Source organism: Streptomyces sp. NPDC028289 (genome assembly GCF_055565975.1).
On record NZ_JBVHTI010000003.1, the window covers coordinates 1,001,552 to 1,026,530 of the forward strand.

Annotated in this window: 28 protein-coding genes; 12 read left to right on the forward strand and 16 right to left on the reverse strand. The window is 70.0% G+C overall.

Annotated elements, in window-relative coordinates:
• Positions 1 to 76 precede the first annotated feature (76 nt).
• On the reverse strand, positions 77 to 862 hold the full coding sequence (gene nagB / locus ACZ4UV_RS18670) for a glucosamine-6-phosphate deaminase (RefSeq protein WP_467839024.1): 786 nt from the start codon (positions 860 to 862) through the stop codon (positions 77 to 79).
• A 641-nt stretch (positions 863 to 1,503) separates the two neighbouring features.
• Here nagB and ACZ4UV_RS18675 point away from each other — a divergent pair.
• Entirely contained in the window at positions 1,504 to 2,970 is a 1,467-nt protein-coding gene (locus tag ACZ4UV_RS18675) for a sensor histidine kinase (protein WP_390048965.1), read from the forward strand.
• Positions 2,971 to 3,174: 204 nt separating this feature from the next.
• On the opposite strand, the gene ACZ4UV_RS18680 is transcribed toward ACZ4UV_RS18675, so the two are convergent.
• Positions 3,175 to 3,432 (reverse strand): WhiB family transcriptional regulator, encoded by a 258-nt coding sequence (locus ACZ4UV_RS18680; RefSeq protein WP_010353616.1) that lies wholly within the window; start codon positions 3,430 to 3,432, stop codon positions 3,175 to 3,177.
• A 320-nt stretch (positions 3,433 to 3,752) separates the two neighbouring features.
• A complete protein-coding gene (locus ACZ4UV_RS18685; protein ID WP_351502250.1) occupies positions 3,753 to 4,721 on the reverse strand; it encodes a diacylglycerol/lipid kinase family protein in 969 nt (322 codons plus the stop codon).
• A 116-nt stretch (positions 4,722 to 4,837) separates the two neighbouring features.
• Between ACZ4UV_RS18685 and ACZ4UV_RS18690 the strand changes: the two genes are divergently transcribed.
• Positions 4,838 to 5,278, forward strand: a complete 441-nt coding sequence (locus ACZ4UV_RS18690) for a hypothetical protein (RefSeq protein ID WP_451021799.1) — start codon at positions 4,838 to 4,840, stop codon at positions 5,276 to 5,278.
• 60 nt (positions 5,279 to 5,338) lie between these two features.
• Here ACZ4UV_RS18690 and ACZ4UV_RS18695 read toward each other — a convergent pair whose 3' ends face one another.
• The 3 genes from ACZ4UV_RS18695 to ACZ4UV_RS18705 form a co-directional block, all read right to left on the reverse strand.
• Complete coding sequence (locus tag ACZ4UV_RS18695) at positions 5,339 to 6,433, reverse strand: RNA polymerase sigma factor SigF (protein WP_351502254.1); 1,095 nt, start codon at positions 6,431 to 6,433, stop codon at positions 5,339 to 5,341.
• On the reverse strand, positions 6,430 to 6,843 hold the full coding sequence (locus tag ACZ4UV_RS18700) for an ATP-binding protein (protein ID WP_004925829.1): 414 nt from the start codon (positions 6,841 to 6,843) through the stop codon (positions 6,430 to 6,432). Before ACZ4UV_RS18700 ends, ACZ4UV_RS18695 begins: the two co-directional genes overlap by 4 nt.
• Positions 6,844 to 7,115: 272 nt before the next feature.
• On the reverse strand, positions 7,116 to 7,376 hold the full coding sequence (locus ACZ4UV_RS18705; RefSeq protein WP_351502256.1) for a UBP-type zinc finger domain-containing protein: 261 nt from the start codon (positions 7,374 to 7,376) through the stop codon (positions 7,116 to 7,118).
• Between the two features lie 61 nt (positions 7,377 to 7,437).
• Between ACZ4UV_RS18705 and ACZ4UV_RS18710 the strand changes: the two genes are divergently transcribed.
• Positions 7,438 to 9,033, forward strand: a complete 1,596-nt coding sequence (locus ACZ4UV_RS18710; RefSeq protein ID WP_451021798.1) for a Na+/H+ antiporter — start codon at positions 7,438 to 7,440, stop codon at positions 9,031 to 9,033.
• A 55-nt stretch (positions 9,034 to 9,088) separates the two neighbouring features.
• On the opposite strand, the gene ACZ4UV_RS18715 is transcribed toward ACZ4UV_RS18710, so the two are convergent.
• Together ACZ4UV_RS18715 and ACZ4UV_RS18720 are read right to left on the reverse strand one after the other, a co-directional pair.
• The gene (locus ACZ4UV_RS18715) at positions 9,089 to 9,970 is read right to left on the reverse strand and encodes a 1-aminocyclopropane-1-carboxylate deaminase/D-cysteine desulfhydrase (protein ID WP_467839030.1); all 882 of its coding nucleotides are present in this window, start codon (positions 9,968 to 9,970) and stop codon (positions 9,089 to 9,091) included.
• Between the two features lie 33 nt (positions 9,971 to 10,003).
• Complete coding sequence (locus tag ACZ4UV_RS18720) at positions 10,004 to 10,594, reverse strand: N-acetylmuramoyl-L-alanine amidase (RefSeq protein ID WP_451021728.1); 591 nt, start codon at positions 10,592 to 10,594, stop codon at positions 10,004 to 10,006.
• Between the two features lie 300 nt (positions 10,595 to 10,894).
• On the opposite strand from ACZ4UV_RS18720, the gene ACZ4UV_RS18725 reads away from it, so the two are divergent.
• The 3 genes from ACZ4UV_RS18725 (at position 10,895) to ACZ4UV_RS18735 (ending at position 14,274) form a co-directional block, all read left to right on the forward strand.
• Positions 10,895 to 12,301 carry a family 2B encapsulin nanocompartment shell protein gene (locus ACZ4UV_RS18725; protein ID WP_351502264.1) on the forward strand — a complete coding sequence of 469 codons (1,407 nt, stop codon included), beginning with the start codon at positions 10,895 to 10,897 and terminating at the stop codon, positions 12,299 to 12,301.
• A 113-nt stretch (positions 12,302 to 12,414) separates the two neighbouring features.
• Positions 12,415 to 13,515, forward strand: coding sequence for a family 2 encapsulin nanocompartment cargo protein polyprenyl transferase (locus ACZ4UV_RS18730; protein WP_467839034.1), 1,101 nt, complete (start codon positions 12,415 to 12,417; stop codon positions 13,513 to 13,515).
• Between the two features lie 411 nt (positions 13,516 to 13,926).
• On the forward strand, positions 13,927 to 14,274 hold the full coding sequence (locus tag ACZ4UV_RS18735) for a DUF952 domain-containing protein (RefSeq protein ID WP_390048855.1): 348 nt from the start codon (positions 13,927 to 13,929) through the stop codon (positions 14,272 to 14,274).
• Positions 14,275 to 14,297: 23 nt separating this feature from the next.
• Here the strand turns inward: ACZ4UV_RS18735 and ACZ4UV_RS18740 are convergent, their stop codons facing one another.
• The 3 genes from ACZ4UV_RS18740 to ACZ4UV_RS18750 form a co-directional block, all read right to left on the reverse strand.
• Entirely contained in the window at positions 14,298 to 15,038 is a 741-nt protein-coding gene (locus ACZ4UV_RS18740; RefSeq protein ID WP_451021224.1) for a VOC family protein, read from the reverse strand.
• Between the two features lie 18 nt (positions 15,039 to 15,056).
• Positions 15,057 to 15,476: a VOC family protein gene (locus tag ACZ4UV_RS18745; RefSeq protein WP_351500717.1), complete on the reverse strand. Its 420-nt coding sequence runs from the start codon at positions 15,474 to 15,476 to the stop codon at positions 15,057 to 15,059.
• A gap of 65 nt (positions 15,477 to 15,541) precedes the next feature.
• Positions 15,542 to 15,895: a helix-turn-helix transcriptional regulator gene (locus ACZ4UV_RS18750; RefSeq protein ID WP_351500719.1), complete on the reverse strand. Its 354-nt coding sequence runs from the start codon at positions 15,893 to 15,895 to the stop codon at positions 15,542 to 15,544.
• Between the two features lie 154 nt (positions 15,896 to 16,049).
• Between ACZ4UV_RS18750 and ACZ4UV_RS18755 the strand changes: the two genes are divergently transcribed.
• The 4 genes from ACZ4UV_RS18755 (at position 16,050) to ACZ4UV_RS18770 (ending at position 19,115) form a co-directional block, all read left to right on the forward strand.
• A complete protein-coding gene (locus ACZ4UV_RS18755) occupies positions 16,050 to 17,204 on the forward strand; it encodes an inorganic phosphate transporter (RefSeq protein ID WP_451021223.1) in 1,155 nt (384 codons plus the stop codon).
• A gap of 14 nt (positions 17,205 to 17,218) precedes the next feature.
• Positions 17,219 to 17,449 carry a hypothetical protein gene (locus ACZ4UV_RS18760; RefSeq protein WP_390048860.1) on the forward strand — a complete coding sequence of 77 codons (231 nt, stop codon included), beginning with the start codon at positions 17,219 to 17,221 and terminating at the stop codon, positions 17,447 to 17,449.
• 36 nt (positions 17,450 to 17,485) lie between these two features.
• Positions 17,486 to 18,391 carry a polyphosphate kinase 2 gene (ppk2, locus tag ACZ4UV_RS18765; RefSeq protein WP_451021222.1) on the forward strand — a complete coding sequence of 302 codons (906 nt, stop codon included), beginning with the start codon at positions 17,486 to 17,488 and terminating at the stop codon, positions 18,389 to 18,391.
• A gap of 244 nt (positions 18,392 to 18,635) precedes the next feature.
• The gene (locus ACZ4UV_RS18770) at positions 18,636 to 19,115 is read left to right on the forward strand and encodes a GNAT family N-acetyltransferase (RefSeq protein WP_451021221.1); all 480 of its coding nucleotides are present in this window, start codon (positions 18,636 to 18,638) and stop codon (positions 19,113 to 19,115) included.
• A 111-nt stretch (positions 19,116 to 19,226) separates the two neighbouring features.
• Here ACZ4UV_RS18770 and sodN read toward each other — a convergent pair whose 3' ends face one another.
• On the reverse strand, positions 19,227 to 19,622 hold the full coding sequence (gene sodN / locus ACZ4UV_RS18775; protein WP_020130742.1) for a superoxide dismutase, Ni: 396 nt from the start codon (positions 19,620 to 19,622) through the stop codon (positions 19,227 to 19,229).
• 145 nt (positions 19,623 to 19,767) lie between these two features.
• Between sodN and sodX the strand changes: the two genes are divergently transcribed.
• Positions 19,768 to 20,220, forward strand: coding sequence for a nickel-type superoxide dismutase maturation protease (gene sodX / locus ACZ4UV_RS18780; protein WP_451021226.1), 453 nt, complete (start codon positions 19,768 to 19,770; stop codon positions 20,218 to 20,220).
• On the opposite strand, the gene ACZ4UV_RS18785 is transcribed toward sodX, so the two are convergent.
• The gene (locus ACZ4UV_RS18785; protein WP_451021220.1) at positions 20,106 to 20,753 is read right to left on the reverse strand and encodes a CGNR zinc finger domain-containing protein; all 648 of its coding nucleotides are present in this window, start codon (positions 20,751 to 20,753) and stop codon (positions 20,106 to 20,108) included. The two genes, sodX and ACZ4UV_RS18785, sit on opposite strands and share 115 nt — an antisense overlap.
• Before the next feature lie 100 nt (positions 20,754 to 20,853).
• On the opposite strand from ACZ4UV_RS18785, the gene ACZ4UV_RS18790 reads away from it, so the two are divergent.
• Positions 20,854 to 21,624 carry a class I SAM-dependent methyltransferase gene (locus tag ACZ4UV_RS18790; RefSeq protein WP_451021219.1) on the forward strand — a complete coding sequence of 257 codons (771 nt, stop codon included), beginning with the start codon at positions 20,854 to 20,856 and terminating at the stop codon, positions 21,622 to 21,624.
• Between the two features lie 63 nt (positions 21,625 to 21,687).
• Here the strand turns inward: ACZ4UV_RS18790 and ACZ4UV_RS18795 are convergent, their stop codons facing one another.
• Genes ACZ4UV_RS18795 through ACZ4UV_RS18805 form a run of 3 tightly spaced genes read right to left on the reverse strand, consistent with a single transcriptional unit; the run spans position 21,688 to position 24,404 of the window.
• Positions 21,688 to 22,488 (reverse strand): amino acid ABC transporter ATP-binding protein, encoded by an 801-nt coding sequence (locus tag ACZ4UV_RS18795; RefSeq protein ID WP_351500700.1) that lies wholly within the window; start codon positions 22,486 to 22,488, stop codon positions 21,688 to 21,690.
• Positions 22,485 to 23,414 (reverse strand): amino acid ABC transporter permease, encoded by a 930-nt coding sequence (locus ACZ4UV_RS18800; RefSeq protein ID WP_390048869.1) that lies wholly within the window; start codon positions 23,412 to 23,414, stop codon positions 22,485 to 22,487. The genes ACZ4UV_RS18795 and ACZ4UV_RS18800 overlap by 4 nt, the downstream gene beginning before the upstream one ends.
• Positions 23,415 to 23,444: 30 nt before the next feature.
• Positions 23,445 to 24,404 (reverse strand): ABC transporter substrate-binding protein, encoded by a 960-nt coding sequence (locus ACZ4UV_RS18805; RefSeq protein WP_451021218.1) that lies wholly within the window; start codon positions 24,402 to 24,404, stop codon positions 23,445 to 23,447.
• Between the last annotated feature and the right edge of the window lie 575 nt (positions 24,405 to 24,979).

Below are 24,979 nucleotides of genomic sequence, written 5' to 3' on the forward strand. Positions count from 1 at the left end.
GCTGGGGGAGGAACTGCGCGAGCAACCCACCACCCACGGTCAGCCCGCATCGAACCGGACCCGGCAGACGGGACCGCTAAATCCCCTGCCAGTCCGGCTTGTTCACATAGGTGTACCGGAAGTAGTCCGCGAACTTCAGCTTGGACGCGGCGGCCTCGTCGATCACCACCGTGGCGTGCCGGTGCAACTGCAGCGCCGACGCCGGGCACACCGCCGCGACCGGCCCCTCCACCGTCGCCGCGACCGCGTCGGCCTTCCCCTCACCCGTGGCCAGCAGCACCAGATGCCGTGCCTCCAGGATCGTCCCGATCCCCTGGGTGATGACGTGGTGCGGCACCTGCGTGATGTCCCCGTCGAAGAACCGCGCGTTGTCGACCCGGGTCTGCTCGGTCAGCGTCTTGATCCGGGTCCGCGAGGCCAGCGAGGAACACGGTTCGTTGAACCCGATGTGCCCGTCGGTCCCGATCCCGAGCAGCTGCAGGTCCACGCCACCCGCCGTCGCCAGCTCCGCGTCGTACGCCTCGCAGGCGGCCTGTACGTCCTCGGCCGCGCCGTCGGGGCCGAGGAACGCGTCCATCCCGATCCCGAGCGGCTCCAGCACCTCGCGTCGCAGCACCGACCGGTACGACTCCGGATGGTCGGCCGGCAGCCCCACGTACTCGTCGAGCTGGGCTATGCGCGCCCGCGAGGCGTCCACGGCACCGGCGCGGACCTTGGCGGTGAGCGCCTGGTAGATGGGGAGCGGGGTCGAGCCCGTGGCCACCCCGAGCAGCGCGGCCGGCTTGCGCCGGAGCAGCTGAGCCATGGCCTCGGCGATCAGCTCGCCGCCCGCGGCGGCGTCCGGAACGATGACAACTTCCACGCTGGGCCTGCCGTTCTCAAGAGGGCTGGAGGGTCTGGAAGGTCTATGTGGTTTAGACCAATCTGATGGGACCAATCTAACAGAACCGACCCCTGTCGCCGGAGGTCGGGTGCAGGGAAAGTGCAGAGAAAGGGGACAAGGGCGAGGTTACGTGAATACGTCAGATGGGGTGAATTGAGGAAAATTTCCGCAACGGTGGGCCGCGCCTCGCCGGGCCGCCGGAAATTGCCCCGGAGATCCGGCCCCACGGCCGCCCCCGGCGGGCTACGCTGCGATCGCATCAACTGTGAACAGTCTCCAACGCATGGACACACACCGTGGTCTAGTCCACAATTGCGTACGAGGGCTGAACGAGTACGGCGTCAGCCGTACGGCACAGCCACACTCTTCCGTCTTCCCCGCACAGGAAGGCGGACCGAGGAACCGGAGCTCTCTGCCCTGACTGCCCCGGCTCCTCACCACCGGCCGACCGGGACCGCACACCCCACGGCCGTTGCTGCTCCGGGCTGCGGTGCCGGGAGGGTTGAGGGTCCCTCTCAGGCGCCGCGGCCCGCGGGTGTCTCCGGGTCCGCCCGTCCCGCCGTACCCGCCGGTTTTCGGCCATCCACATACCGCCAGGTACGCTCACAGACGTGCCCTCCATGAACGAACTGGTCCGCCAGCACACCGCCCTCGACGACTCCGACCTCGAGTGGCTCCATCTGCTGGTCTCGGAGTGGCAGCTGCTCTCCGACCTCTCCTTCGCCGACCTGGTCCTGTGGGTCCCCACGCGGGACGGCACCCGGTACGTCTCGGTGGCGCAGATGCGCCCCAACACCGGCCCCACCTCCTACCAGGACGACATGGTCGGCCACCTGGTCCCGCGTGGCCGTCGGCCCATGCTGGACATCGCCCTGGACGAGGGCCGGATCGTCCGCGAGGGCGACCCGGAGTGGCGCGAGGAGGTCCCCGTTCGGGTCGAGTCCATCCCGGTGCGGCGCGAGGGCCGGGTCCTCGGGGTCATCGCCCGCAACACCAACCTGCTGACCGTGCGCACCCCGAGCCGCCTGGAGCTCACCTACCTCCAGAGCGCTTCCGACCTCGCGCAGATGATCGCTGCCGGATCGTTTCCCTTCCCGAACCAGCAGGTCGACATGGACGCCTCGCCGCGGGTCGGCGACGGCCTGATCCGGGTGGACGGCGACGGCATCGTCCAGTACGCCTCCCCGAACGCCCTCTCCGCCTACCACCGCCTCGGCCTCGCCGCCGACCTGCTCGGCCACCATCTCGGCCAGACCACGGCCGAACTCGCCCCGACCAAGGGCCCGGTGGACGAGGCGCTCGCCAAACTCGCCAGCGGCTGGGCGCCGCGCGAGTTCGAGATCGAGTCCGAGGACGGCGTCATCCAGTTCCGGGCGATCCCGCTCAAGCCCAAGGGCACCCGCATCGGGTCGCTGGTGCTGCTCCGCGACGTCACCGAACTGCGGCGCCGCGAGCGGGAGTTGATCACCAAGGACGCCACCATCCGGGAGATCCACCACCGGGTGAAGAACAATCTGCAGACGGTCGCCGCGCTGCTGCGCCTGCAGGCCCGGCGCATCGACTCGGAAAGCGGCCGGGAGGCCCTGGAGGAGGCCGTACGACGGGTCGGCTCGATCGCCATCGTGCATGAGACGCTGTCCCAGAACCTGGACGAGCGCGTCGAGTTCGACGAGATCGCGGACCGGGTGCTCGCGATGGTGGCCGAGATCTCGCCCGGGAAGGTCACCGGCCGGCGCACCGGCCGCTTCGGGATACTCGACGCCGAGGTCGCCACCCCGCTGTCTATGGTGCTCACCGAAGTCCTGCAGAACGCCCTCGAACACGGCTTCCGCGAGGGCGACACCGGCACCGTCGAGGTCACGGCGGTCCGCGGCGGTACCACCAAGGAGGCCCGGCTGCTCGTCACCGTCCAGGACGACGGCGTCGGCCTGCCCGAGGGCTTCGACCCGCACCGCTCCGGCAACCTCGGCCTGCAGATCGTACGGACGCTGGTGGAGGGCGAGTTGGGCGGCACGTTCGACATGGTGCCGGCGCCGGAGCGCGGGACCCGGGTGATCCTCGACGTGCCGGTGCGCCCGCAGAAGTAGGTCGCGCCGGCGGGGTGTTCGGGCGCGGCACGGGGTGTTCGGGCACAGCAAAGAGCCCCGGACCTGGTGGGTCCGGGGCTGCTCGCTCGTTGCTGCTCTTACTGCTAAGCGCATCGGGGGTACTGCGCGCTGCGGCTCGGGGGCGGGAGATGCGTACTCGCTGTACGCGCCGCCAAGCTCAGGCTGTCACCAGGGGTGGGACTGTCAGGCGGTGGCCTGACGGGCCCGGTTGCGGGCGGCACGGCGCTTCATCGCGCGACGCTCGTCCTCGCTGAGACCACCCCAGACGCCGGAGTCCTGACCGGACTCGAGCGCCCACTGCAGACACTGATCCATAACGGGGCAGCGCCGGCAGACGGCCTTGGCTTCCTCGATCTGCAGCAGCGCAGGACCAGTGTTGCCGATGGGGAAGAAGAGCTCGGGGTCTTCCTCGCGGCAAACGGCGTTGTGACGCCAGTCCATGGCTGCTACCTCTCCTTGGTATTACATGCACGTTGCTTGTGAATGTGAACGCTTTCACGAATCCCTCAACAAGTGAAGGGCCGACCGCCAGGTTCCCTGGCAGGGGTCCTGTGAGTTGAAGTGGGATTCCGGTGATCAGTGGACGCCGGTGTTGCGGGCTGTCCCGACCGCCACGTAGAGCCTCGCAAACCTCAGCGACGGATACAACCCCTTCCGGAAAGTTTTTTTTGATTCCTCGGTGTCGACTGGGTCACAGCCGTACTTCCATGGGGTGGATCCTGGCCTAAACGTTCGAGTGAAAGGACTTTAGCCCGTTCCGCTCACACAATCACACGCAGTGCACTGCGTACGCCTGTGAACGTCACGCTCGTACGCAGTCCTAGGTGGTCGCCGTCCATCTGGAGGGGGAGGGGCACCTTCGAATGCAAGGTGAACTGGTCCAGGTCGTGCAGTGAGACCGCATGCTTGCCGTGGGGGCCGCGCTCGGGGGACGAAGTGAGCAACTGTGTGCCATACCGGGCAGCGGCGGCGGTCGAGAGGCGGCTGAGACCGAGGACGTCGATGCCCTTATCGAACGAGGCCTTAGGTGACGTGTACATCGGGCGATTGCCGAGATACGTCCAGGGCGAGGTGTTGCAGACTATCGCCACGACAAGATCATTGATCGGGTCGGCGCCGGCCCGCTCCAGAGTGATCGTTCCGTGCCGGCGGTGCTGTTCACCGAGGAATTGCCGGACGACCTGACGAACGTACAGCGCGTGCGTGGATTTCTTACCGAGTTCGCGCTGCTGCTCGACCCGGCCGACCACACCCGCGTCGAAGCCGAGTCCCGCGTTGAAGGTGAACCAGCGGGCCGGGACCGCCTCGTCCTCGGTGCCGGGCGTGCCGGCGGTCAGGCCGAGGCCGACGAAGCGCTCGCGTTTCTCGCGCAGTGCGTCCAGCAGGTCGCCGGTGGCCTCGACCGGGTCGTTGGGCAGGCCGAGGGCGCGGGCGAAGACGTTGGTGGAGCCGCCGGGGACCACGGCGAGGCCGGGAAGCCGGTCCGGGTCGGGTCCGTTGTGGAGCAGACCGTTGACCACCTCGTTGACCGTGCCGTCGCCGCCGAGTGCCACGACGAGGTCGATGTCGTCGCTCTCCGCCGCGAGCCGCGCGAGGTCACGGGCGTGGCCGCGGTACTCGGTGGTGACCGCCTCCAGCTTCACTTCGCTCGCGAGCGCGTGGATGAGGACATCGCGCCTACGTGCGCTTGTGGTGGTTGCCGCCGGATTGACCACGAGAAGTGCACGCATGGATTGCAGCGTACCTACTGGAAAGTACCGATCCCAGACCGAGTTAGGGATCCGGTAAGAGATAGGGGCGTGAGCCTCAACACTTACGTGTGTCAGCCGAGGGCTACCCTGCTGGGGTGAGTGAAGCACCTACGGCTGAGAAGACCGACGGAACCGAGTCGCCCCGTCCGCCGCGGCTGACGTACGCTGCCGCGCTGGTCGGGCTCGAAGGGCTCGCCCTGTTGGTCGGCGGGGTGTGGCTGGCCGTGCTCGGGTTCACCGGGGATCCGGACGACCGGGGCCAGGCGATCACCGGGGGTGTCACCGTGATCGTGCTGGCGCTGCTGCCGCTGATCGCTGCGCGGGGGCTGCTGCGGCGGAAGAGCTGGAGCCGGGGGCCGGCGGTGATCACGCAGATCATGGCGTTGCCGGTGGCGTACAACCTGCTGCAGGCCGACAGTGTGGCGATTCCGGTGGGAATTGTTCTCGCCGTGGTGGCTGTGGCCTCGCTGGTGCTGCTGGTGAACTCCGCTACCACCCAGGCCCTTGGGATCAAGGGGCCCGGGCGCAGTAGCTGATCTGCGGGGCGGTGGGGGCTGGCCGCGCAGTTCCTCCCCCAGCACCCCTTCGGGGGCGCTTTACTCCTCGACGAGCAACTTCTCCCGCAGCTGGGCCAGAGTCCTCGCCAGCAGCCGTGAGACGTGCATCTGGCTGATGCCGACCTCCTGGGCGATCTGGGACTGGGTCATGTTGCCGAAGAAGCGGAGGAGAAGGATCCGCTTCTCGCGGGGCGGGAGGTCTTCCAGGAGGGGCTTGAGGGACTCGCGGTACTCGACGCCCTCCAGGGCCTCGTCCTCCGCGCCGAGGGTGTCGGCGACCGCGGGCGACTCGTCGTCGGTGTCGGGGACGTCCAGGGACAGCGTGGAGTAGGCGTTGGCCGACTCCAGGCCCTCCAGGACCTCCTCCTCCGAGATCGCGAGCTTCTCGGCCAGCTCGTGCACCGTGGGGGAGCGGCCGTGCTGCTGGGACAGCTCCGCCGTGGCGGTGGTGAGCGCGAGGCGCAGCTCCTGGAGGCGGCGCGGGACGCGGACGGCCCAGCCCTTGTCGCGGAAGTGGCGCTTGATCTCGCCGACCACGGTCGGGGTGGCGTACGTCGAGAACTCCACGCCCCGGTCCGGGTCGAACCGGTCGACCGACTTGATCAGGCCGATGGTGGCGACCTGGGTGAGGTCGTCCAGCGGCTCGCCGCGGTTGCGGAACCGGCGGGCGAGGTGCTCCACGAGCGGCAGATGCATCCGGACCAGCCGATTGCGCAGCTCCGCGTACTCGGCGCTGCCCTCCTTGAGTCCGCGCAGCTCGACGAACAGGGCGCGCGCGCCGCTGCGGTCCTGAGGCTCGTGCCGGGTCGCCTGCACTACCTCCGCGGCCAGCGCCTCGTCCTCGGCGTATCGCTCGTGCTCGCTCATCGTCCCGCCCGTCGCCCTTCCGCGAGCCTTCGCCCCGGCTCGGTGCGGGGCCGCGACCCCGTTCCGCCCTTCCTGGGGCGCGCTCTGCACGGCACCCTCCAGACCGGCCTGCGCGGAGGGGTCCTCCGGGTGCGGCCTGGCCTGTTCCGGGATGCCGTCGATGCCGTCAGCCATGCGGCGGGAGCCGGTCCCAGGGCCTTCGCCCCCGGCCGGCAGCTCCCGTGCGCCGCGCTCTTCGTCCCGCACCGGCCCGTCCCCGTTCCTCACGCCGGCCCGGGTCCCGCGCCGCGCTGTTTGTAGAGGCTGATCGACACGGTCTTGTCCTCGTCGACGGCCGACGAGACCTTGCCCGCCAGGGCCGAGAGCACGGTCCAGGCGAAAGTGTCGCGCGAGGGGGCGTGGCCGTCCGTGGTCGGAGCGGAGACCGTGACCTCCAGCGAGTCGTCGACGAGGCGGAAGACACAGCTGAGCACCGAGCCGGGAACGGCCTGCTGGAGCAGGATCGCGCAGGCCTCGTCGACCGCGATGCGCAGATCCTCGATCTCGTCCAGGGTGAAGTCCAAGCGGGCGGCGAGACCGGCCGTGGCCGTGCGCAGCACCGACAGGTAGGCACCCGCAGCCGGCAGCCGGACTTCCACGAAGTCCTGGGTCGCGGGCTCGCCTGCGATCTGGGACACCCTCACCTCCATGGTGGTACAAGCATTTCGGGGCCGAGGGTCGCCCCCCGGGGTAACGCACTACGTGGTTCAGCGGTGACGCTACCGCGCTCCGAACTTTTCTGTCCCCGGGACCCCAACCCCCTGGCGTCACTCACAGTAAACCTGTGAATACGCTCCGTGTCTAGAGGTCTGTCTTGCTCAATTGGGAAGAGCGCGCGCCGGGTTGACGTACCCCGACGTCGAGCCGTCGAACCGTCGCCGTTGTCGTCTTCAGCGGCTGTAGTGCAGTGTCACACGAGCACGTGGTCGACGAAGCACCAGCGCCAGTCCTCGCCGGGCTCGAACGTCCGCATTATCGGGTGACCGGACGATTCGTGGTGGCTCGTCGCATGTCTTCCGGGCGACGAGTCGCAGCAGGCGACATGGCCACAGGTCAGACAGAGCCGCAGCTGCACCGGGTGCCAGCCCTTGGCGAGACACTCCGGGCAGGTCTCGTTACGTGGCTCGGGTTCCGGGTGCGGCAGCGCGTCGCGGTGCGTGCACTGTTTCATGATTGCCAGATTACGACGGGCGTGCGGGTGGCCGCGCGGAAAAAGAGGGCGGGCGAAGACCATGGACGTGATGCCACTGCTGTTGCTGGTGGCGGGGAGCGCCGCGATCGCCGGTGCGGCCCGGCGCACTCCGGTGCCGGCGCCGCTGCTGCTGGTCGCGGTCGGCCTGGTGGTGTCGTACGTGCCCGGGGTCCCCGACTACACCCTCGACCCGGACATCGTGCTGCCGCTGGTGCTGCCCCCGCTGCTGTACAAGGAGGGCACCGAGAGCTCGTACCTCGACCTGCGGGCGAACATGCGGCCGGTGGCGCTGCTCTCGGTGGGGTACGTGCTCTTCGCGACGTTCGTCGTCGGCTGGGCCGCCTACGTGATCGTGCCGGGGCTGCCGCTGCCCGCGGCGCTCGCGCTGGGCGCGGTCGTGGCGCCCACGGACGCGGTCGCGGCCGCCGCGATCGCCCGCCGGGTGGGGCTGCCGTCCCGGCTCACCACCATCCTGCAGGGCGAGTCCCTGCTGAACGACGCCACGGCGATCACCGCCTACCGCGTGGCCGTCGCGGCCGCCATCGGGGAGGGTGCCTCCTGGGCCCACGGCATCGGGGAGTTCCTCCTGGCCGCGTTCGGCGGTGTGATCGTCGGCGTGGTGCTGATGGTGCCGATCCACTGGCTGCGCCTGCATCTGAAGGAGCCCCTGCTTCAGAACACGCTGTCGCTGCTGATCCCGTTCGTCGCGTACAGCGTCGCCGAGCAGTTCCACGCCTCCGGCGTGCTGGCGGTCGTCGTGGTCGCCCTCTACCTCGGCCACCGTGCCTGGGAGGTCGACTTCGCCACCCGCCTCCAGGAGGAGGCCGTATGGCGCATGGTGGCCTTCCTGCTGGAGTCGGCGGTCTTCGCGCTGATCGGACTGCAGCTGCCGGTCGTCCTCAAGGGCCTCGGCGCATACGAGGGCATCGACGCCGCCTGGTACGCGTTCGCCCTCTTCCTGGTCGTGGTGGCGGCCCGGTTCGTGTGGATATACCCGGCGGCGTTCCTGCCGCGGCTGCTCTCCCGGCGGATCCGGGAGCGGGAGGACAACCCCACCTGGAGAAGTCCGGCGGTCACCGCCTGGGCGGCCATGCGGGGCGTGGTCTCGCTGGCCATCGCCTTCTCGATCCCGCTCACCGTGCACGGCGGCGCCCCCTTCCCGCAGCGCAACCTGATCCTGTTCCTGACCTTCACGACGGTCATCGGCACCCTCGTGGTGCAGGGTCTGAGCCTGGCCCCGCTGATCCGTCTGATGAAGTTCCCCGCCCGCGACGCCCAGGCCGAGACCCTCGCCGAGGCGAACGCCCAGGCCCAGGCCTCCCGCGCGGCCGAGGCCCGCCTCGAAGAACTCCTCTCCGACGACCGCAACGAACTCCCGCCACCGCTGGCCGACCGCCTCCGCACGGTCCTGGAGCGCCGCCGCAACGCCGTCTGGGAACGCCTGGGCCAGACCAACCCGGTCACCGGCGAGTCGGTCGACGACACCTACCGCCGCCTCTCCCGCGAGATGATCAGCGCCGAGCGCACGGTCTTCGTCCGGCTCCGCGACCACCGCTACATCGACGACGAGATGCTGCGCACCCTGCTGCGTCGGCTGGACCTGGAGGAGGCGGCGGCGTACCGGGAGGCCGAGTGACATCCGGAAGGCGGTCCGCGGGCCGGCTCGATCAGGACGTCGGCACCGCCGCCTGTCAGGCTGTCAGCACCGCCGCCACGGCCACGTCCCGCCCCAGGCCGCCCTCCCGCGCCAGCTCGACAAGTCCGTACAGCAACTTGGCGACATACAGCCGCTCCACCCGCACCCCGTGCCGTTCCTCGAAGTCCTCCGCGAATGCGTCGAGTTCCGGTGTCGTACGCCCGTACCCGCCGAAGTGGAACCGCTCGTCGAGCGACCACCGGCCGCGCCGCCCCCCGAACGCCTCCGCCTGCAACCGCACCGTCTCGCCCTCCAGGAACCCGCCCCTCAGCGCCGGTACCCCCAACGCCCGCTGCCCGGTCCCCAGTCCGGCGGCCAGCCCGGCCAGCGTGCCCCCGGTCCCGCAGGCGATCGCCACCACGTCGGCCCGCCCCCGCAGCTCCGCGCCGAGCGCCCGGCAGCCGTGTACCGCGGCCGCGTTGCTGCCGCCCTCCGGCACCACGTACGCGTCCTCGGCCCCCGCCGCCCGCAGCAGACCGGCCAGCACCTCCGGCTCGGCCTTGCGGCGGTACGTCGACCTGTCGACGAAGTGCAGCCGCATCCCGTCGGCCGCACACCGCGCCAGCGACGGATTGAGCGGCCGGGTGGCCAGCTCCTCGCCCCGTACCACGCCCACCGTCGGAAAGCCGAGGAGACGGCCCGCGGCGGCCGTCGCGCGCAGGTGGTTGGAGTAGGCCCCGCCGAAGGTGAGGACGGGCCGGCCGGCCGCCGCCTCGATGTTCGGGACCAGCTTGCGCCACTTGTTGCCGATCAGCTCCGGGTGGATCAGGTCGTCCCGCTTGAGGAGGAGACGGACGCCGTGCCGGGCGAAGCGGTCGTCGGTAACCTCCTGCAGCGGGGAGGGGAGCCGGGGGGCGAGTATGTCGGCGCTGGTCACGTCGTCATTGTCGCCCGGGGTACCGGTGCGGGCTCACCTCAGCCGCTCCTGGACGCGCTCGCGCAGCCAGGACATCGGGAAACCGCGCGGGTCCACCTTTCCCGGCTGCCACTCCAGGTGCCCGATCACCGACCGCTCCGACCAGCCGTGCCGCCGGCACACCGCCGCGGCCACCTTCTCGATCGCCTCCAGCTGGGCCTCGGGCCAGGGGTCCTCGCCGTCGCCCAGGTTCTCGCACTCGAAGCCGTAGAAGTGCCGGTTGCCGTCGGTGTTCGCCTCGTTGTCCGGGGGCAGCCCCTTCTCGGCGATCACCGCGCGCAGCACGTCGTCGTCGCCCGGCCCCGCGTGGTTGGCGCGGCCGTAGCCGACGAGATGGACCGTGCCGTCCTTGGTGATGACGCCGTGGCACAGCGGGCCGGGGAGGTCGGGGTGGCCGTCGCGGCAGATCCGGACCGTGGGTTCGGTGCCCTGGGTCACCGTGTGGTGGATCATCACGCCGTGCACGGGGCCCCAGGGGCCCTTGTGGTTCCGGTTGTGGTCTCTCCAGTCGCCGACCTCGACGACCGTGACGCCCTCGTCCCGCAACGCGTCGAGGAAGGCGTCCGCGGACATGGGTGGGGCCATGACCGCCTCCTTCGCATCTGAACCAACCGGACCTTCCGAGTCTTCCGGGCTTTCTACCGAAGTCGGGCTTACCGGGCCAGCCCTGTTCGGGCTTGTTCGGATCTCGTGCGAGTCAATCCGGACAAGTCGCCATATCGGGGAGTGGTAGATGAGGAGATATGTCGGCATGCCCAGTAGTGCGATGATCTATTCCCGCTCTTTCGGGTAATGGTCCCGGCACGCTCCGTGATGACAGGGTGGCCCGTGAGACCGATGCGTGGGCAGTTCGGCGCCCGCGCAGGTATGGGAGGGCATTTCCTTATGTCGGTAGGCGAAGAGGTCCGCACGGATCAGGGCAAGCCGCAGCAGTCTCTGGACACGGCGGCAGCGCGGAACCTGGCCACCACGACCAAGTCCGCGCCCCAGATGCAGGAGATCAGCTCCCGCTGGCTGCTGCGGACGCTGCCCTGGGTCGATGTCCAGGGCGGCACGTACCGGGTGAACCGGCGGCTCACCTACACGGTCGGCGACGGCCGTATCACCTTCCTGAAGACCGGCGACCGTGTCGAGGTCATCCCCGCGGAGCTGGGCGAGCTGCCCGTCCTGCGGTCGTACGAGGACGAGGAGGTGCTGGCCGAGCTGGCCCAGCGCTGCCGCCAGCGCGACTTCGCCCCGGGCGAGGTCATCGCCTCGTTCGGCAACGGGACGGACGAGGTCCACCTGCTGGCCCACGGCCGCGTCGAGAAGATCGGCACCGGCCCCTACGGCGACGACGCGGTCCTCGGTGTCCTCGCCGACGGCGCCTACTTCGGCGAGCAGGGTCTGATCGACCCGGACGCCATCTGGGAGTACACCGCCCGCGCGGACACGGCCTGCACCGTGCTGACCCTGTCCCGGCAGGACTTCGAGCAGGTCGCCGAGCGGGCCGACTCACTGCGCGAGCACCTTCAGCAGCTGCGCGCGATCCCCGAGCAGCGCACCAACAAGTACGGCGAGAAGGAGGTCGCCCTCGCGGCCGGCCACAGCGGCGAGCCCGACATCCCGCACACCTTCGTCGACTACGAGGCCCGGCCGCGTGAGTACGAGCTGAGCATCGCGCAGACCGTGCTGCGCATCCACACCCGCGTGGCCGACCTCTACAACCAGCCGATGAACCAGACCGAGCACCAGTTGCGGCTCACCGTCGAGGCGTTGAAGGAGCGCCAGGAGCACGAGCTCATCAACAACCGGGAGTTCGGCCTGCTCAGCAACTGCCAGTACGACCAGCGGCTGCAGCCGCACGACGGCGTGCCCAGCCCGGACGACATGGACGAGCTGCTCAGCCGCCGGCGGGGCACCAAGCTCTTCCTCGCCCACCCGCGCGCGATCGCCGCCTTCGGCCGCGAGCTCAACAAGCGCGGGCTGGTCCCGGAGACCGTCGAGATCGGCGGCAACCGCATCCCGACCTGGCGCGGGGTCCCGATCTACCCCTGCAACAAGATCCCGGTCACCGAGGCCCGGACCACCTCGATCATCGCCATGCGTACCGGCGAGGACAACCAGGGCGTCATCGGACTGCGGCAGGCCGGGATCCCCGACGAGATCGAGCCGAGCCTCTCGGTCCGCTTCATGGGCATCAACGAGCAGGCCATCATCAGTTACCTGGTCACGGCCTACTACTCGGCCGCCGTGCTGGTCCCGGACGCCCTCGGTGTGCTGGAGAACGTCGAGATCGGCCGCTGGAGGTGACGTTTCCGCACTTGGTGGCCGTGTCCCCGCCCTCCGGGGCGGGTACATCCTCGGGGTACGTGCCGAGGCGGGGCGGAGACGCCACCGTACGCGCACTCCGCGAGGGGGAGGCCATGGCCGAGTTCGTGACGGAGCGCCAGCAGCGTGCCACGCGGCTGCCGCCGGGGGGGTCGGAGTCGGTCGACGGGGCAGAGGCCGCCGCCGTACTGGAGCGTGTCCGGGCGTCCGTCGACCCCGAACTGCGCACCGCCGTGGCGTCGTTGCCCGGTTCGATGCGGCGGATCGCGCGTTACCACTTCGGCTGGGAGCACGCGGACGGCACCCCGGCGGACGGCAACGCGGGGAAGGCCATCCGGCCCGCGCTGGTCCTCGCCGCCGCCGACGCGCTCGGCGGGCCGGCGGCCCGCGCGGCCGCCCTACGGGCCGCGGCCGCCGTGGAGCTGGTGCACAACTTCACCCTGCTGCACGACGACGTCATGGACCGGGACACCTCCCGCAGGCACCGGCCCACCGCGTGGACCGTGTTCGGCGACGCGGACGCGATCCTCGCCGGGGACGCCCTCCAGACGCTGGCCTTCCGGGTGCTCGCCGAGGACCCGCACCCGGCGTCCGCGGCGGCCGCCGCCCGGCTCGCGGACTGCGTCCTCGAACTGTGCGCGGGACAACACGCGGACACGGCCATGGAGGACCGGGCACCCGACGAGGTCACTCTCGACGAGGTGCTCGCCATGGCCGAGGCCAAGACCGGGGCGCTGCTCGGCTGCGCCTGCGCCCTGGGCGCGCTGTACGCGGGGGCGGGAGCCGCGGAGGTGGCGGCGCTCGACGGCTTCGGCCGCCAGGCCGGGCTGGCCTTCCAGCTGATCGACGACGTCATCGGGATATGGGGTGACCCCCGGCGCACCGGCAAGCCGGCAGGCGCGGACCTGGCGGCCCGCAAGAAGTCCCTGCCGGTCGTCGCGGCCCTCACCTCCGGCACCCCGGCCGCCGCCGACCTCGCCGCGCTGTACGCCGAACCCCATGTGCGGGCCGACGCCGACGAGATCGCGCGGACCGCGCTGGCCGTGGAGCGGGCGGGCGGCCGGGACTGGGCGCAGTCCGAGGCGGCCGACCGGATGGCCCGGGCGATGCAGGAGCTCGCCCGTGCCGTGCCCGGCCCGGAGGCGGCCGGCGGCCTGCTCGCGCTCGCCGAGTTCGTGACCCGGCGCAGCAGGTGAAGACCCCGGAGCCCCCGGGACCGCGCGGCTCCTGACCCCGCACGGCTCCCCGGGGGCTCCGGCCCGACGGGTCCCGCACATCCCCACGGTGTGCGGGGCTCGCCGATTCCCGCCGTGGCGTTTCCTGCTCGGCGACGGGCGACGGGCGACGGGCGACGGGCGCGGCTGCCGGGCCAGGCCTACGCTGGGGGCATGGACAGCCAGGAACAGGTCTGTCCCGTCTGCGGACAGCCCGTCGAGCGTGTGGTGGGGCGGCGCAAGACGCTGGGTGCCTGGGTTCCGGTCTGGGGCCCCGGCCCTTGCCGCAACCCCCACTGCGGCGAGCACACCGGGCCGCCCGGCCCGCAGAAGGCGTCACCACCCGGGCCCCCGCCGCCCGGGGCCGCCGGGCGGGGACCGTAGCGTGAGCGCATGACCGCACTCCCGAACATCCTGCACATCACCGAACGCTCTCTCTGGGAAGAGGCCCGCGCGCGCGGCCGCTACGAGCTGTCCACCCGCGGCCGCACCCTCCAGGAGGAGGGCTTCATCCACTGCTCCACCCGAGACCAACTCCCGCGCATCGCGGCCTTCCTGTACGGCTCCTACGACGGCCCGGACGAACTGGTGGTGCTGGTCGTGGATCCGGCCCGGGTCGGCGTCCCGGTGAAGTGGGAGGCCCCGGAGCCGGGCGGCGAGGAGTTCCCGCACGTGTACGGACCGATACCGGCCACGGCCGTGGTGGACGTGGAGCCCTGGGCCGGGCCCCCGGCCGCCTAGCCTCCACCCCTCAGCCCCAGCCTCTAGCCTCGGCCCGGTAGGCCGCCGGTCTCCGGGTCGCGGCCGGTGAGGCAGTAGACGCCGCCCGCAGGGTCGCGCATCACCGTCCAGTGGCGTCCGTCTGCCACGTGCACGGCGCCGAGTTCCTCGTGCCGGGCGCGGGTCGCCGGGATGTCCGCGCAGGCCAGGTCGAGGTGGGCGGCGGCGGGCTGTTCGTCGTCCAGCCGCTGGAGCAGGATCCGTACCGGCAGGCCGGCCGGCTGCCTGAGCACCCGGAACTCCGGCAACGCACCGGTCAGCAGCTCCCAGCCGGTCAGCTCCGCCCAGAACGCGGTCTCCGTCTCGTACGCGGACGGTGGGATGTCCAGGCTGACCTGGTCGAGCCGGCTGCCCGCCACGACCGGCGGCCGTACCGACTCCCCGTGCCAGGGCACGGCGCACCACGACTGCCCGGCCGGCGAGCGCAGGACGGCCCACCCGTCGTGCTCGGCGACCGGCTCGGCGCCGAGTTCCCTGGCCCGCTTCACGAGCCCCGGCACGTCCTCGACGCAGAGGTCCAGGTGGGCTCCGCCGGGGCCCGACTCGACGCCCTGGAGCTTGACGCAGGCGTCGACCCCGGAGCTCGGCAGCAGCGTCACGAACTCGTCGTTCCCGCCTCGGGGTGCGGAGAGGAAGGTGCCGGTGACGGCGGTCCAGAACGCCTGGGCGGTGGCGAGGTGCGCGGCGGGGCGGTCGGCGAAGGCGTACGTCCAGCGGATGCTCATAAGGTGATCGTAAGTGCGCTAATCGGTCACCCGGCGCTCCGTGAAGCGCAGCAGGTTCCCCGCCGGGTCCCGGAACGCGCAGTCCCGCACGCCCCAGTGCTGGTCCATGGGCTCCTGGATCACATCACCGCCGTACTCCCGCACCCGCTCGTACAGCGCGTCGCAGTCGGTGGTGGAGAAGATCACCCCGCGCAGCATGCCCTTGGCGAGCAGTTCGGCCATGGCCTGCCGGTCGGCGGGGGAGGCGTCCGGGTTGGCGCCCGGCGGCTCCAGCACGATCTCCACGCCCGGCTGCTGCGGCGACCCGACGGTCACCCACCGCATCCCCTCGAACTCCACGTCGTTGTGGACCTCCAGGCCGAGAACGTCACGGTAGAAGGCCAGCGCCTTGTCGTGGTCGTCGACGGCGATGAAACACTGCGCGAGTTTTACGTCCATCTTCACGTCCATGAGGTCAGGCTAGGAGGAAACGCTCGCAGGCGCGTGCGGTCGGACCGGCGAGGTCAGTACGGCCGGCGGCGCGGCCGGGTGAACGTACGGGCCACGCAGGACGGGATGACCGTGCTCTCCTCGTGGTCCCGCGCCCGGTACGAGCTCGGCGTCTCCCCGACCAGCTCGGTGAACCGCGAGCTGAAGGACCCCAGCGACGTACAGCCGACCGCCATGCACACCTCGGTCACCGTCAGGTCGCCCCGGCGCAGCAGCGCCTTGGCCCGCTCGACCCGCCGGGTCATGAGGTAGCTGTACGGCGTCTCCCCGAAGGCCTTGCGGAAACTGCGCTGGAAGTGACCGGGGGACATGAGGGCGGTACGGGCGAGTTCGGCCATGTCGAGCGGCTCGGCGTACTCGCGGTCCATGCGGTCGCGCGCCCGGCGCAGCCGCCTCAGGTCCTCCAGGAGGGTCACCCATCCAGCATGGCATGCACATCGCACACACAGTGGGGCTTTGTTCTTGGACGTGAGTTTCCCTCCGGTTCTCGCGTAATTGGCCCGCGCTTGTTTGCATAAAGGAATGGACCACATCACGTTCCTCGTGGCGGTCGTGATCGTCACCGCTCTTGCGTTCGACTTCACCAACGGGTTTCACGACACGGCGAACGCGATGGCCACGTCCATCGCGACCGGCGCGCTCAAGCCGAAGACAGCGGTTCTGATCAGCGGCGTACTGAACCTGGTCGGAGCCTTCCTCTCCACGGAGGTCGCCAAGACGATCTCCGGCGGCATCGTGAACGACGCCAAGGTGACCCCGGCGATGATCTTCGCCGGTCTGGTCGGGGCGATCCTGTGGAATCTGATGACGTGGCTGGTCGGGCTGCCGTCCAGTTCCTCGCACGCCCTGTTCGGCGGGCTGATCGGAGCCGTGCTGGTCGGCGCGGGCTCCGGCGCGGTCAACTTCGACAAAGTCGTCGAGAAGATCATCATCCCGGCGTTCGCCTCGCCGGTGGTGGCGGGCGTCGCCGCGCTGATCGCGACGTACTGCGCCTACAAGCTCACCGCCCGCGGCCGCGCGGACTCCGTGAGCAAGGGGTTCCGGCTCGGGCAGATCGGCTCGGCCTCGCTGGTCTCGCTCGCGCACGGCACCAACGACGCCCAGAAGACCATGGGCATCATCACCCTGACCCTGATCTCCGTCGGCGCCCTCCCGGCCGACGCCGGCCCGCCGGTCTGGGTCGTCTTCACCGCCGGTCTCGCCATCGCCCTCGGCACCTACATCGGCGGCTGGCGGATCATCCGCACCATGGGCAAGGGCCTGACCGAGATCCAGTCCCCGCAGGGCTTCGCGGCGGAGACCGCCTCCACGGCCGTCATCCTCACCTCCGCCCACATGGGCTTCGCGCTGTCCACCACGCAGGTCGCCTCCGGTTCCATCCTCGGCGCGGGCGTCGGCCGACGGCTCGCCGAGGTCCGCTGGGGCGTCGCCGGCCGCATGGTGGCCGCCTGGGTGATCACGCTGCCCTGCGCCGCGCTGGTCGGCGGCATCTCCGCGTACGCGGTCAAGCACGGCGGCAACTTCGGCACGGTCGTGGTCGCGCTGGTCGGTGCCGCGCTCGCGGCCGGCATCGTCGTGCTGTCGCGCCGCAACCCGATCGACGCCAAGAACGTGAACGACGGCCACGAGGTCGCCATCCGCACCACGCCCCCGTCCCACGTCGGCACCGCCGCCTGAGTGAGGGAGTTCCCATGAACATCGACTGGACCGCACTCGGCCAGGTCACCGCGGTGAGCATCGGAGTTACATTCGCAGTGGTGGTCGTCTTCGCCCTCGGCGTCCTCGGGCTCGCCCGCCACGAGGGAGCCAAGGAGCAGGGCGGCACCAGCGCCGTCGGTGTCGCGCAGGCAGGGCTGTGCTTCCTCGCCTGCGTGGCGGTGGTGGCGTACAGCATCTACCTGATCGTGCCGCAGTTCCACTGATCCACGGACACCCACCAAGCCGCTGAGGAGGACTGGATGACGACGCCGGACCTGCTGTCCGACCTGGCCGACCTGAAGGTCGACTACAGCGACCCGGACGACCCCGTACTCATCCGCCCGGACGGATCCCCGATCGACACCTGGCGGGAGAACTACCCGTACGCGCAGCGCATGGAGCGCAAGGAGTACGAGTGGCACAAGCGGCTCCAGCAGATCGAGCTGCTGAAGCTGCAGACCTGGATCAAGGAGACGGGACGCCGGATCGTCATCGTCTTCGAGGGCCGGGACGCGGCCGGCAAGGGCGGCACCATCAAGCGCTTCACGGAGCACCTGAACCCCCGTGGCGCGCGGGTGGTGGCCCTGGAGAAGCCCACGGAGCGCGAGAGCGGTCAGTGGTACTTCCAGCGCTACGTCGAGCACCTGCCGACCGCCGGCGAGATCGTGATGTTCGACCGTTCCTGGTACAACCGGGCCGGCGTCGAGCGGGTCATGGGCTTCTGCTCGGACGACCAGTACCGGCGCTTCATGCGCCAGGCCCCGCTGTTCGAGCGGATGCTGGTGGACGACGGGGTGGACCTGGTGAAGTTCTGGTTCTCGGTCTCGCAGGGCGAGCAGCGGACCCGCTTCACCATCCGCCAGGTCGACCCGGTACGGCAGTGGAAGCTCAGCCCGATGGATCTGGCCTCGCTGGATCTCTGGGACACCTACACGGCCGCGAAGGTCGCGATGTTCCGCGAGACGGACACCGAGTACGCGCCCTGGACCGTGGTGAAGAGCAACGACAAGAAGCGGGCCCGGGTCGAGGCCATGCGCAGCGTGCTGGCCCGCTTCGACTACGCCGACAAGGACGAGGAGGTCGTCGGCAGCCCGGACCCGCGGATCGTGGGTGCGGCGGCCGGCCTGCTGGAGGCGGGCGAGGACGACGACCACGGCGGGCAGTAGCGCCCGTCGCGTGCCAGGGGCCGGTCGGACCTCCGACCGGCCCTTCCTCGTGCCCCCCCGCAACCCCCGTGCGGGCCCGCCGACTTGGCGGAAAACCGGCCCGTCGGAGCCGGCCGGCCCACCCGTGGCGGAGTTCATGATCGGGATTGCGCTCGCGAACGGCCGTACGCGGCAGGCGCGACGCTGGGGGGAGCGGGCGTGACCGGATGGACATGGTTCGGCCCGGTGACCGATGATCCCTTGCATGATCCGCGCCGCCACCGAGAACGACGTCCCCGAGATCCGTGCCATGATCCGCGAACTCGCCGCGTACGAACGGGCCGTGGAGCAGGCCCGGGCCACCGGGGAGCAGCTCCGTGAGGCGCTGTTCGGTCCCCACCCGGCGGCCTACGCGCTGGTGGCCGAGGACGAGACCACGGGGGGACTCGTGGGCTACGCGCTCTGGTTCCCGCGCTTCTCGACCTGGACCGGAACCCGGGGCATGCACCTGGAGGACCTCTACGTACGCCCCGAGGCCCGCGGCGGCGGCCACGGCCGGGCCCTGCTCGCCGCCCTCGCCGCGCTCTGCCTGCGCAGCGGCTTCGAGCGCTTCGAGTGGTGGGTGCTGGCCTGGAACGAGCCGGCGATCGGCTTCTACCGGTCGCTCGGGGCGGAGTTCCTGGACGAGTGGCGGATCTGCCGGCTGACCGGTGAGCCGCTCAAGGAGCTGGCCGCCGCGTCGTAGGCCGTCGCCGGCGAAAAAAGACCGCACCCGGACCCTCCGGAACACCGTGAACGGCGGTCCGTCGGGCCGGATGCGGTCCATGAAGGCCTTGGCAACCGGTAAGGGTGCGGGTCAGGCCTTCTTGGTCTCCCAGAAGATCTTGTCGATCTCGGCGATGAGCTCCAGGGCCTTCTCGCCGGTCTTCGGGTCCGTGGACGCCTTGGCGGCGGACAGGGCCTTCAGGGTGTCGTTCACCAGCTGGTGCAGCTGGGGGTACTTCTCGAAGTGCGGGGGCTTGAAGTAGTCGCTCCAGAGCACCGAGACGTGGTGCTTGGCAAGCTCGGCACGCTGCTCCTTGATGACGGTGGCGCGCGCCTGGAAGTGCGGGTCGTCGTTGGCGGCCATCTTCTCCTGCACGGCCTTCACCGACTCCGCCTCGATGCGGGCCTGGGCCGGGTCGTACACACCGCAGGGCAGGTCGCAGTGCGCGCTGACCTTGACCTTGGGGGCAAACAGGCGGGAAAGCATGGAGCATTCCTTCCTCGTGATCGTCTTCTCAGGTGGGACATTACTCCCTGGGAAGCCTGATTTCGCGAGTGCCCCCATGGGCTTAGGACAAAAGTCCAGGGTCAGACTGAGACTGGTGGAGGAACGGACCGGGGAGGTGCCGGGGATGCCGGAGCTGTCGCAGGAGACCGAGCGGGGAAGGGGCGCCGCGCTCTTCGGAGTGGCCGAGGTGACCGGCCCGTCCATGGTGCCCACGCTGTACCAGGGGGATCAGCTCCTGGTGCGGTACGGGGCGCGGGTGCGGGCCGGTGACGTCGTCGTCCTGCGTCACCCTTTCCAGCAGGACCTGCTGGTCGTCAAGCGGGCCGTGGAGCTGCGCGAGGGCGGCTGGTGGGTGCTCGGGGACAACGCGTACGCGGGCGGGGACAGTACGGACTACGGGACCGTGCCGGAGGAGCTGATCCTCGGCCGGGCCCTGTTCCGCTGGCGGCCGTTGCGGGCCGGTCAGCGCTCGCCGCTGGCGCTGGTGCGCTGGGCGCTCTCGGCCGCCAGGCCGGTGCTGGCCGACCGCGCGGGCGGGTCGGGGCGTTCCGCCTCCAGGCGTTTGCGGGCCCGGTAGGCGGCCACGTTGGCGCGGGTCGCGCAGCGGTCCGAGCAGTAGCGCCGGGAGCGGTTGGTCGAGGTGTCGAGGTAGGCGTTGCGGCACGGCGCCGCCTCGCACAGGCCGAGGCGGTCGACGCCGTACTCGGTGAGGTGGAAGGCCAGGCCCATCGCCGCGATCGCGGTGTAGCCGGCGGTGGCGTTGGACGGGTGGTCCGCCAGGTGCATGTGCCACAGCGGACGGCCGTCCTCGTCCCGGAAGTCGTGCCCGGAGATCTGCGGGCTCACCGGGAACTCCAGCAGGAGTGAGTTCAGCAGGTCCACGGCGAGGGTCTCCTCGCCCTTGTCGGCCGCTTCGAAGACCGCGCGCAGCCGGGCCCGGACCGAGCGGAAGCGGGTGAGGTCGGCCTCGGTGGCGCGCCGGGCGGCCTGCCGGTTGCCGCCGAACAGGTCGCGGACGGCCTCGACCGAGGTCAGTGAGTCCTTGCCCCGGGCCGGCTCCTCGCTGTTGACGAGCCGGACGGCGTAATCCGAGTAATAGGCCAGTTCCACTTGTAGTCCTTACGCGGGCACTCTATGGTCGGTCGTGCGGTCGGGTAACAGACGGTCGTGCTTCCAGGGTATTACGGGACTTGTGCGGTGGAGGGTTGCCATGACGGACGCGCCGACGACCACGACCGGGGCCGACTGGGGGGCCTGGCAGGAGAGCTGGGACCGGCAGCAGGAGTGGTACATGCCGGACCGCGAGGAGCGGTTCCGGATCATGCTCGACATGGTGGAGGCGCTGGTCGGTACGGCACCCCGGGTCCTCGACCTCGCGTGCGGCACCGGCAGCATCACCGCCCGGCTGCTCGCCCGCTTCCCGGACGCGGTGAGTACCGGGGTCGACCTCGACCCGGCCCTCCTCGCCATCGCCGAGGGCACCTTCGCGGGTGACGACCGGGTCACGCTCGTCACCGCCGACCTCACGGACCCGGAGTGGACCGCGCGGCTGCCGTACGACTCGTACGACGCCGTCCTGACCGCCACGGCCCTGCACTGGCTGCACAGCGAACCCCTCGCGGCCCTCTACGGTCAGGTCGCGGAACTCGTCCGCGACGGCGGTGTCTTCATGAACGCGGACCACATGATCGACGACAGCACGCCCCGGATCAACGCCGCAGAACGGGAGCAGCGGCATCGGGGTATGGATCAGGCCAAGGCTGCGGGGGCGCTGGACTGGGCCGAGTGGTGGCAGCTGGCGGCGCAGGACCCGGTGCTGGCCGGGCCCACCGCCCGGCGGTTCGAGATCTACGGGGAGCACGCGGACGGCGACGTGCCCTCGGCCGCGTGGCACGCGCGCGTGCTGCGCGAGAAGGGGTTCGGGGAGGCGCGGGCGGTGTGGTGCTCGCCGTCGGACACGCTGTTGCTCGCCCTCAAGTAGACAGACCGAAGGGGCGGTACGAGCGACCTCGTACCGCCCCTTTCGCGTCATGCCGCCGTACCGCTACAGCACCTTCGACAGGAACGACTTCGTCCGGTCGTGCTGAGGGTTGCCCAGGACGTCGCGCGGGTGGCCGGACTCGACCACCACGCCGTCGTCCATGAAGACCAGGCTGTCGCCGACCTCGCGGGCGAAGCCCATCTCGTGCGTGACGACGATCATCGTCATGCCGTCCTCGGCCAGGTCCCGCATCACGTCCAGGACCTCGCCGACCAGCTCCGGGTCGAGCGCGGAGGTCGGCTCGTCGAAGAGCATCAGCTTCGGCTGCATGGCGAGCGCGCGGGCGATCGCGACGCGCTGCTGCTGGCCGCCGGAGAGCTGCGCCGGGTAGTGCCCGGTGCGGTCGCCGAGACCGACCCGGTCGAGCAGGCGCTGCGCCCGCTCCCGGGCCGACGCCTTCGACTCGCGCTTGACCTGGACCGGCGCCTCCATGACGTTCTCCAGGGCCGTCATGTGCGGGAAGAGGTTGAAGCGCTGGAACACCATGCCGATGTCCCGCCGCTGCGCCGCGACCTCCTTCTCCTTCAGCTCGTAGAGCTTGTCGCCGTGCTGGCGGTAGCCGACCAGGTGGCCGTCGACGTACAGCCGGCCGGCGCTGATCTTCTCGAGGTGGTTGATGCACCGCAGGAACGTGGACTTGCCGGAACCGGACGGGCCGATCAGGCAGAACACCTCGCGGGGCAGCACCTCCAGGTCGATGCCCTTGAGGATGTGCGACAGCCCGAACGACTTGTGCACGCCCTCGGCCTTGACCATCGGGGCGCCGCTGCTCGGCGGGGTGATGTCCTTGGCGAGAGAGCTCATCGGGCCACCTCCGGGCGACGGAACGAACCCCACTGGGACAGATTCTTCCGCAGCCGCTGCAGCGGGGTGGGCGGGAGGTTGCGCGAGGAGCCCCGGGCGTAACGGCGTTCGATGTAGTACTGGACGATGCTGAAGATCGTGGTCAGGAACAGGTACCAGATGCACGCGACGAAGTACATCTCGACCACCGCCAGCGAGGTGCTGGAGATGTCCGTGGCCTTCTTGATCAGCTCGGGGAGCTGGACCGCGTAGGCCAGCGACGAGGTCTTCAGCATGTTGATGAACTCGTTGCCGGTCGGCGGGATGATCACCCGCATCGCCTGCGGCAGGATCACCCGGCGCAGCGTCTGGCCCTGGGTCATGCCCAGCGCGTGCGAGGCCTCGGTCTGCCCCTCGTCGACCGACTGGATGCCGGCGCGGACGATCTCCGACATGTACGCGGCCTCGTTCAGGCCGAGCCCCAGCAGGGCGGTGAGGACCGGCGTCATCACCTGGTTCATCTCGTCCTTGTAGAACCCCAGGTTCAGGATGGGGAAGACGAGCGCGATGTTGTACCAGAGCAGCAGCTGTACCAGGACCGGGGTGCCGCGGAAGAACCAGATGTAGAACCAGGAGACCGTGCTGGTGACCGGGTTCGACGACAGCCGCATCACCGCGAGGATCACGCCGAGCGCGACGCCGAGCACCATGGCCAGCACCGAGATGTAGAGCGTGGTCCAGGCGCCGGAGACGATGCCCTGGTCGAAGAGGTAGTCGGGGATGACGCTGTAGTTGATCTTCGCGTTGGAGAAGGCGATCCCGATCAGCACCACGAGGGCGATGACCACGACGCCGGACACCCATCGCCCGTAGTGGCGCACCGGGATGGCCTTGATCTGCTCCGGCGGCACGGACGGCGCCGGAGTCTTGTCGACCGTGTCAGTCACAGTGACGGCCCTTCAGTCGTGCCCAGGTGCTCAGGAGCCGCCGTTGGTCTTGGCCTCGGTGACCGCACCCTGCGTGACGTTCCACTTCTCCAGGATCTTCTGGTAGTCGCCGCTCTTGATGATGGCGGCCATGGCGGCCTGGAGCGCGTCGCGCAGCTGGGTGTTCTCCTTGCTGACCGCGATGCCGTACGGGCCGGCCTCGATCTGCTCGCCGACCACCTCGAAGTCCTTGCCGCCGCCCGACGTCTTGGCGTTGTAGGCGGCCACCGGGAAGTCGTTCAGGTCGGCGACGGAGGCGCCCTGCTTCAGGCGGAGCAGCGCCTCGGGGTCGGTGTCGAAGGTCTGGAGGTCGATGGCCTTGTTGCCGTCCTTCGTACACTTCTGGCTCTGCGCCTTGGCGATCCCCTCGGACGTGGTGCCCTTCTGCAGGGCCACGACCTTGCCGCACAGGTCGTCCAGGGACTTGATGCCCTTCGGGTTGCCCTTCTGGACCAGGATCGAGGTGCCGGCGGTGAAGTAGTCGACGAAGTCGACGCCGCTGCCGACCTTCTTGCCGGTGTCGGAGTCGATGCCGTTCTGGCGGTCCTTGGTGTCGTTCATCGCCGACATGATCACGTTGAAGCGGTTGGCCTGGAGGCCAACGATCAGGTTGTCGAACTTGCCGTTCTGGAACTCGAACTTCACGCCCAGCTGCTTGCCCAGCGCGTCCGCGATGTCCGGGTCGACACCGACGGCCTTGCCGTTCTCCATGTACTCGACCGGCGGGTAGGCGATGTCCGAGCCCACCTTGATCACACCGGCCTTGCGAATGCTGTCCGGCAGCTTGCTCGCCAGCGGGGCCGAGGACGTCGAGGAGGAGCTGTTGTCGCCGCCCTTGTCCGTCTGGTCACCGCAGCCGGTGAGGATCAGGGCGCCTGCGACCGCGATCGCACCGAACGCGGCAATCTGGGAGCGCGAGGCGGTGGTACGACGGGTGGAGCCTGCGGTCATGGTGGGTTCCTCCGGCAGTGGGTAGGACAAGCCGATATACCGATGTGTCTGATATGTCGAGATGCCGATGGGTCGACGGAAACACACACCTTCGGGTGTCGCGACCTCGTGGGTTTACGGCATCCTGCCATTGGGATTGCTCCAACCAGACGTGTCACCATGTCAAAATCGGATAACGGGTGACCCCCGTGACGCGTCAGGCCGGTCCCTCCTCGACCCGCCGCCCCGCACATCTGCGGGAATCCGACCTTCTGGCCGGAAGATCTTCGGTTCACCGCCGGTTCATCCGGGGCTGTACCCCGTGATCTTCTGTCGGTCACCCAGCCGCTCATCTGTCGGCTGTCTACGACATCCGTGATGTGACCTTGCGCCTATTCGACTCGTCGTGAGCGCTGTCCGTCCGGTAAGAAGGTTCTTTACACCCCTCATCCGGGGCTCAGGGCGCGTGTGCGGCGCGCCCGTCGCGCAGGTGCTCGTACGTGCCACTCGTACGTATCAGTGATCGGGCCCTGCGCGGTGCCCGCCCGCTCCCTCACCGGGAGCGGCCGACCCTCAAACCATGCATACCTAAGGGG

What these genes read in the sequence shown, in the direction of transcription:
- ACZ4UV_RS18720 (WP_451021728.1), bottom strand. Translation starts at nt 10,594, where the DNA reads ATGGCCCCACCCATGTCCGCGGACGCCTTCCTCGACGCGTTGCGGGAC.
- ACZ4UV_RS18680 (WP_010353616.1), bottom strand. Translation starts at nt 3,432, where the DNA reads ATGGACTGGCGTCACAACGCCGTTTGCCGCGAGGAAGACCCCGAGCTC.
- ACZ4UV_RS18750 (WP_351500719.1), bottom strand. Translation starts at nt 15,895, where the DNA reads ATGGACCGCGAGTACGCCGAGCCGCTCGACATGGCCGAACTCGCCCGT.
- ACZ4UV_RS18710 (WP_451021798.1), top strand. Translation starts at nt 7,438, where the DNA reads ATGGACGTGATGCCACTGCTGTTGCTGGTGGCGGGGAGCGCCGCGATC.
- ACZ4UV_RS18685 (WP_351502250.1), bottom strand. Translation starts at nt 4,721, where the DNA reads ATGCGTGCACTTCTCGTGGTCAATCCGGCGGCAACCACCACAAGCGCA.
- ACZ4UV_RS18735 (WP_390048855.1), top strand. Translation starts at nt 13,927, where the DNA reads ATGACCGCACTCCCGAACATCCTGCACATCACCGAACGCTCTCTCTGG.
- ACZ4UV_RS18795 (WP_351500700.1), bottom strand. Translation starts at nt 22,488, where the DNA reads ATGAGCTCTCTCGCCAAGGACATCACCCCGCCGAGCAGCGGCGCCCCG.
- ACZ4UV_RS18730 (WP_467839034.1), top strand. Translation starts at nt 12,415, where the DNA reads ATGGCCGAGTTCGTGACGGAGCGCCAGCAGCGTGCCACGCGGCTGCCG.
- ACZ4UV_RS18770 (WP_451021221.1), top strand. Translation starts at nt 18,636, where the DNA reads ATGATCCGCGCCGCCACCGAGAACGACGTCCCCGAGATCCGTGCCATG.
- ACZ4UV_RS18675 (WP_390048965.1), top strand. Translation starts at nt 1,504, where the DNA reads ATGAACGAACTGGTCCGCCAGCACACCGCCCTCGACGACTCCGACCTC.
- ACZ4UV_RS18705 (WP_351502256.1), bottom strand. Translation starts at nt 7,376, where the DNA reads ATGAAACAGTGCACGCACCGCGACGCGCTGCCGCACCCGGAACCCGAG.
- ACZ4UV_RS18790 (WP_451021219.1), top strand. Translation starts at nt 20,854, where the DNA reads ATGACGGACGCGCCGACGACCACGACCGGGGCCGACTGGGGGGCCTGG.
- sodX (WP_451021226.1), top strand. Translation starts at nt 19,768, where the DNA reads ATGCCGGAGCTGTCGCAGGAGACCGAGCGGGGAAGGGGCGCCGCGCTC.
- ACZ4UV_RS18760 (WP_390048860.1), top strand. Translation starts at nt 17,219, where the DNA reads ATGAACATCGACTGGACCGCACTCGGCCAGGTCACCGCGGTGAGCATC.
- ACZ4UV_RS18740 (WP_451021224.1), bottom strand. Translation starts at nt 15,038, where the DNA reads ATGAGCATCCGCTGGACGTACGCCTTCGCCGACCGCCCCGCCGCGCAC.
- sodN (WP_020130742.1), bottom strand. Translation starts at nt 19,622, where the DNA reads ATGCTTTCCCGCCTGTTTGCCCCCAAGGTCAAGGTCAGCGCGCACTGC.
- ACZ4UV_RS18745 (WP_351500717.1), bottom strand. Translation starts at nt 15,476, where the DNA reads ATGGACGTAAAACTCGCGCAGTGTTTCATCGCCGTCGACGACCACGAC.
- ACZ4UV_RS18755 (WP_451021223.1), top strand. Translation starts at nt 16,050, where the DNA reads ATGGACCACATCACGTTCCTCGTGGCGGTCGTGATCGTCACCGCTCTT.
- ACZ4UV_RS18725 (WP_351502264.1), top strand. Translation starts at nt 10,895, where the DNA reads ATGTCGGTAGGCGAAGAGGTCCGCACGGATCAGGGCAAGCCGCAGCAG.
- ppk2 (WP_451021222.1), top strand. Translation starts at nt 17,486, where the DNA reads ATGACGACGCCGGACCTGCTGTCCGACCTGGCCGACCTGAAGGTCGAC.
- ACZ4UV_RS18805 (WP_451021218.1), bottom strand. Translation starts at nt 24,404, where the DNA reads ATGACCGCAGGCTCCACCCGTCGTACCACCGCCTCGCGCTCCCAGATT.